Annotated in this window: 4 protein-coding genes; 1 reads left to right on the top strand and 3 read right to left on the bottom strand. The window is 57.4% G+C overall.

All coding sequences use genetic code 11. The features are described from left to right. The 3 genes from ACLQ7H_RS05415 to treR all read right to left on the bottom strand — a co-directional run. Positions 1-924 (bottom strand): alpha,alpha-phosphotrehalase (locus tag ACLQ7H_RS05415; protein ID WP_411751794.1); only part of this gene is annotated, 924 nt, incomplete at its 3' end. A gap of 16 nt (positions 925-940) precedes the next feature. Then, complete coding sequence (gene treB / locus ACLQ7H_RS05410) at positions 941-2,356, bottom strand: PTS trehalose transporter subunit IIBC (protein ID WP_411751793.1); 1,416 nt, start codon at positions 2,354-2,356, stop codon at positions 941-943. 201 nt (positions 2,357-2,557) lie between these two features. Continuing rightward, positions 2,558-3,505 carry a trehalose operon repressor TreR gene (treR, locus tag ACLQ7H_RS05405; RefSeq protein WP_411751792.1) on the bottom strand — a complete coding sequence of 316 codons (948 nt, stop codon included), beginning with the start codon at positions 3,503-3,505 and terminating at the stop codon, positions 2,558-2,560. Between the two features lie 537 nt (positions 3,506-4,042). Here treR and mgtA point away from each other — a divergent pair. Continuing rightward, positions 4,043-5,938, top strand: a 1,896-nt coding sequence (gene mgtA, locus ACLQ7H_RS05400) for a magnesium-translocating P-type ATPase (RefSeq protein ID WP_411751791.1), incomplete at its 3' end; no start/stop codon positions are given.

The following is a 5,938-nucleotide window of genomic DNA, read 5'->3' as shown; positions in this document are numbered from 1 at the left end:
CTGCCAGTGGTGGAAAATCTGCTTCAATTCAACATAATCCGGTGCAGCCAGCGTCCACTTCTGCCCGTCGGCATAGTCCACTTTCAGGTGGTGGAAGTTGAAGGTCATCGACAGCTCGGCACCGCTTTGCGCCGCATACTGCTGGCAGTGCTCCAGAGAGGTTGAAGACATCTCGCCCACGGTCATCAGGCCGCGTGGCTGGAACACGTCGCGGCTCATCTCCTGCAAAAATTCGTGAATACGCGGGCCATCGGTGTAGAAACGGCGGCCATCGCCCTGGTTATCGCTCGGGAAGTCCTGCTGCTTGGACACCAGGTTGATCACATCAAGACGCAGCCCGTCGACCCCTTTGTCTGCCCAGAACTGGCACACTTTTTTCAGCTCTTCGCGCACCGGCGGGTGTTCCCAGTTCAGGTCGGCCTGTTCGGTAGCAAACAGGTGCAGGTAGTATTGGCCGCTGTCGGCGTGCCATTGCCAGGCGTTGCCGCCAAACTTGGAACGCCAGTTATTGGGCAGGGCATCGCCTTCGCCATCGCGCCAGATGTAGAACTGGCGCAGCGGGCTGGCAGGATCCTGCGCGGTTTTAAACCACGGGTGCTCGGTGGAGGTATGGTTAAACACCATATCCATCACGATGCGGATCTTGCGTTGATGGGCCTGTGCCACCAGGTGTTCGAAGTCGGCCAGGGTGCCGTAAGCCGGATCGATGGCACAGTAATCGGCTACGTCATAGCCGTTATCGACCTGGGGCGAGACATAGACCGGCGTCAGCCAGATGGCATCGACGCCCAGCTCCTGCAAATAGTCCAGCCGTTGAGTTACCCCGGCCAGATCGCCATAGCCGTTACCGGTGCTGTCCTGGAAGCTCTTCGGGTAGATTTGATAAATAACGCCGTTCTGCCACCAGGGAATTACATTGCTCATAAGAATACCTTTCTGTTTAAACCGGCAACTCACCGCGGCTGGCTTTGCGTTTGTAAACCATCATGGTCAGCAGTAGCGGGATCACCACGGCCACCAGGATAGCTACGGAGTAGATCAGCCAGAACTGCGGTTGGATAGACAGGATGCCCGGCAGGCCACCTACGCCGATGCCGTTGGCCATCACGCCGGTCAAGCCACAAATCAAGCCCGCGAAAGCGGAACCGATCATCGCGCACAGCATGGGGAAGCGATATTTCAGGTTGATACCGTACATGGCCGGTTCGGTAACGCCGAGGTAGGCGGAGATAGCGGCCGGTACGGAAATCTCGCGTTCGTTGGTTTTGCGGCTGACGATGATGATGCCCAGCACTGCCGAGGCCTGCGCGATATTAGATAGGGCAATCAACGGCCAGACTGGCGTGCCGCCCATGCTTTGGATCATCTGCATATCGATTGCCAGCGTGGTCTGATGTACGCCGGTGATCACCAATGGCGCATACAGGAAGCCAAACAGTGCCGCGCCGATCGGAGCGAAACTGCCGGTCATTACCCACTTCACCGCCCAGGCGACGCCATCACCAATCATGCGGCCAAACGGACCGATCAGCGTGTGCGCCAGGAACACGGCCAGCAGCAGGGAAACGACCGGCACCACCACCAGATACAGATAATCCGGCACGATCTTTTTCAGGCGGGTTTCGATCCAGCCCAGCGCCATACCGGCGAGGATCGACGGGATCACCTGCGCCTGATAACCCACTTTCTCAATGGTGAACCAGCCAAAGTTCCACACTTCCGGCACCTGCTGACCGAGCAGGTAGGAGTTCATCAGCTGCGGGGAGACCAGGGTGATCCCCATCACGATGCCAAGCACCGGGGTACCGCCCATCTTCTTCACCGTTGACCAACAGATGGCCACCGGCAGGAACATAAAGATAGCTTCGCCCAGTAGCCACAAGAAGTCGTAAATGGTTTTCCAGGCCGGGTGCATCTGGGCCAGCGTTTGGCCGCCGGACATCGGGATATCGCCGATGACGTTGCGGAAACCCAGGATCAAACCGCCGCTGATCAGCGCCGGCAGCAGCGGGAAGAAGATCTCGGCGAAGTGGGAGATACCGCGTTCGAACCAGGTCATATTCTGGCGAGCGGCCAGCTTGGCCTGCTCCTTATCGGCTTCGTTGATGCCGGTAGTGGCGATTAACGCCTGATAGTAATCACCCACTTCAGGGCCGATCACCACCTGAAACTGCCCGGCGTTGGTGAAGCAGCCTTTGACCATGCGTAACTGCTCAATCTCTTTCGGCTTGGCCTTGGCGGGATCGTTAAGGACAAAACGCAGGCGGGTAATGCAGTGGCTGACGGTGGCGATATTCTCGCGGCCACCCACCAGCACGATCAGGCGATCGATGTCCTGCTGCTGAACTTTGCTCATTATGGCACCCTTGTTATCAGTGAGGCTCAGAGGTTTTGATGTTTTTAAGCTTAGTCACTCGACCGTTGTTATGAAATGGGAACGTTCCCAACTTGCGGTAAGGATCACAAAACGAACAATAATGCTGCAAATAACGTCGATACTCTGGCTCAATACGTAGGGGCGCTGCATGCTGCGCCCGGTGAGACGTGGCCTTATAAATCAGGCGAGTTTGCAGGGAATAATGATTTGGCGGATGCTCACTTCACCACTCAACTGGCCCAACAGCTGAAGGGCCGCCTGCTGCCCAGCGATGCCATAGCCCAGTTCAACGGAAAATGTCTCTGGGAACAAGAAGTTGAGCATGGGCGTATTACCGATGGCGCACACCTGGATTAGCGTAATGTGTTGCTGTTGTAGGTACTTCATCGCACCGAGAGCGATGGTATCGGAGGCGCACACCAGTGCTGTGGTTTGCGGTTCAATCACGTTGGCGGCCAGTTGGAAGCCGCTCTGATAGTTCAGTTCACCCAATGCCACCAACGGCGAGATCTTCTGTTCACGGCAGGTACCCAGATAGGCCTGATGACGGCGCATCCCGGTGGTGGCATCGGACTCCTGCACGCCAAGGTAGCTGATATGGCTGTGGCCCTGCTTGCGTAAGCGCTGCATCAGCAGTTTCACGGCACCTTCATCGTCATAACAGACAGAGGAGATGCCAGGATATTCGCGGGCGACCACCACCATCTTTTCCTGCCACGGTTGGAGCATGGCTGCGGTCAGGCCGGTAAAGCCGAACAGGATCACGCCGTCGACGTTGCGCTGGCGCAGTACGTTGAGGTGTTCCTCCACCAGCCGGGTTTCAAACTGGCTTTCCATCACGATCGGATCGAAGCCCTGCTGATACAGCAGCGGCAGCATGGTGCGCACGGCCTGATTTTCCGAAGGGGAATCCAGACGGGAAACGATAATGGCGACCACTTTGTCGCTCTGGCCACGCATGGCGCGGGCCGATTTTGACGGGGTAAAACCCTGGCTGCGGATCACCGCTTCCACCCGTTCACGGGTTTGCGGGCTTACGCTGCCTTCGTTATTCATCACGCGTGAGACGGTAGACTTGCCTACCCCGCTCAGGCGGGCGATATCCTTGATTGTCAGCCGGTTTTGCATGGTTTACTTTTCATTTAGGTTATGAGGCTTAAACTTATACCCGTCGCCTTTCAAGTTGCAGCGTTGTTACCTGCACTTACACACCCCAGTCACTTACTAAAGTAAGCTCCTGGGGATGAGTAAGTTTGTCGCCTAGCTGCAACTTGAAATTCATAGGGTATACAACATCCCACTTATGCTCGCTACCATAGCGCATTTTAACGCGCGGATCTTGATGTGCAGCCTATAGTGATGCAAAACGGAATGGCCGCTCCTGCCGCTCCTGCCTTTTTCTTTACCGGAGGTTAATCCCTGAATGGATCCTGATCCGAGCCCCGACACTACTCATTCGGTTCCCCGGTAAAACCCCTCCGCTCTGCGTTGCTGTTTTACCGGTTTAGGTAAGCAGTGGCACTTGCTCGATAGTTCGCCTCTGTTGTGATTGAAAATCAGTGATCTGCTCCGGCGGAGGATTTTTGGCACGTCCGAAAATCAAGCCAACGGGCCGATCCGCCGTTCACCCACTGCCGTGAGGCGCTGGGCGATGAGGTGCGAACGATGAAATTTAAACAACTCCCCCGTCGGCTGTTGGGCCTGCTCAGCCGCAATTTGCCACGCCGTCTGGTGCGGCGTGATGCGCTATTGGAAAGCGTCAGTGGGTCGGCGCAAGAGCTGCCTGCCGGTTTGGCGCAACAACGCCTGGAATGTGCTGCCGCCAGCGCTTTGCAGTTGTATGAGCGTTTCAACAGCCACCCGGAAGGCATCACCGAGCGGGAAGCAGAAACCGCCCGCGGCCTGTTTGGCAGCAACACCATCGAAAACCAACTGGCCGAAAGCGGGTGGAAGCATTTGTGGCACTGTTACAGCAACCCGTTCAACCTGCTGCTGACCGTACTGGGGCTGATTTCCTACGCCACCGAGGATCTGATCGCTGCGCTGGTGATTGGCCTGATGGTGCTGATCTCCACGCTGCTGCACTTTATCCAGGAAGCCCGCTCCAACAAAGCGGCGGATGCGCTGAAGGCGATGGTCAGCAACACCGCGACGGTGTACCGCAGCGATGCGCATACCGGTAAAAGCGAACACAGCGAACTGCCGATTTCACAGCTGGTGCCGGGCGATATCATCAAGCTGTCGGCTGGGGATATGATCCCGGCAGATCTGCGGTTGCTATCTGCCAAGGATCTGTTTATCAGCCAGGCAGCGCTGACCGGTGAATCGCTGCCGGTAGAAAAAGTGGCGGATCCCCGTGGCCAGGGGAGCGATCCGTTGGAGTGCCAAAACCTGTGCTTCATGGGCACCAACGTCGTCAGCGGTACCGCGCTGGCCATGGTGATCGGCACCGGCAGCGAAACCTACTTTGGCCAGTTGGCGCAGCGGGTGACCAGCCAGGATGAGCAGCCCAACGCCTTCCAGGCCGGTATCAGCAAAGTGAGCTGGCTATTGATCCGCTTCATGCTGGTGATGACGCCGATCGTGCTGCTGATTAACGGCTTCACCAAAGGCGACTGGTGGGAAGCGGCGCTGTTTGCGCTCTCGGTGGCAGTGGGGCTGACGCCGGAAATGCTGCCGATGATCGTCACCTCTACCCTGGCGAAAGGGGCGGTCAAGCTGTCGCGCCAGAAGGTGATCGTCAAACGTCTGGATGCGATCCAGAACTTTGGCGCGATGGATATTCTGTGTACCGATAAAACCGGCACGCTGACCCAGGACAAGATCGTGCTGGAGCGCCATACCGACGTGTTTGGCGCCAACAGCGAGCGGGTGCTGCGCTATGCCTGGCTGAACAGCTTCTACCAGACCGGGCTGAAAAATCTGCTGGATGTGGCAGTGCTGACCTGTGCCGACGAAAGCCAACAGCCGGACGCGTTGCAGCATTACCGCAAAGTGGACGAGATCCCGTTCGATTTCGAACGCCGCCGCATGTCAGTGGTGGTAGCGAAAGAGGCGCAATATCATGAGCTGATCTGCAAGGGCGCGCTGGAAGAGATGCTGTCGATCTGTAGCCATGTGCGTCAGGAAGATGAAGTGATCCCGCTCAGCGAAGCGCTGCTGGCGCGCATCCGCCGTGTTACCGACGAGCTCAACCAGCAAGGGCTGCGCGTGGTGGCGGTGGCCAACAAGATCCTGCCAGCGACGGATCATGAGTATGGCGTGGCAGATGAGTCGGATCTGATCCTCGAAGGTTATATCGCCTTCCTCGATCCACCGAAGGAGAGCACCGCACCGGCATTGGCCGCGCTGAAAAAGAATGGCGTAACCGTCAAGATCCTCACCGGCGACAACGAGTTGGTAGCCGCTAAGGTATGTAAAGACGTGGGGCTGGATGCGGAGCATATCCTGCGTGGCAGCGAGATCGAACTGATGGATGACGCCACGCTGGTCGCGGCGGCGGCGCGTACTACGGTGTTTGCCAAGCTGACGCCGCTGCACAAGGAACGCATCGTCCAACTG

The sequence above is a fragment of the Serratia sp. (in: enterobacteria) genome (genome assembly GCF_046715635.1).
Lineage (GTDB): Bacteria > Pseudomonadota > Gammaproteobacteria > Enterobacterales > Enterobacteriaceae > Chania.
The sequence above is the reverse complement of the archived record's forward strand: the minus strand, read 5'-3'. Positions and strand labels throughout refer to the sequence as shown.

Excerpts from the sequence above, each read along its gene's own strand:
- treB (WP_411751793.1), bottom strand. The coding sequence starts at position 2,356 with ATGAGCAAAGTTCAGCAGCAGGACATCGATCGCCTGATCGTGCTGGTG.
- treR (WP_411751792.1), bottom strand. The coding sequence starts at position 3,505 with ATGCAAAACCGGCTGACAATCAAGGATATCGCCCGCCTGAGCGGGGTA.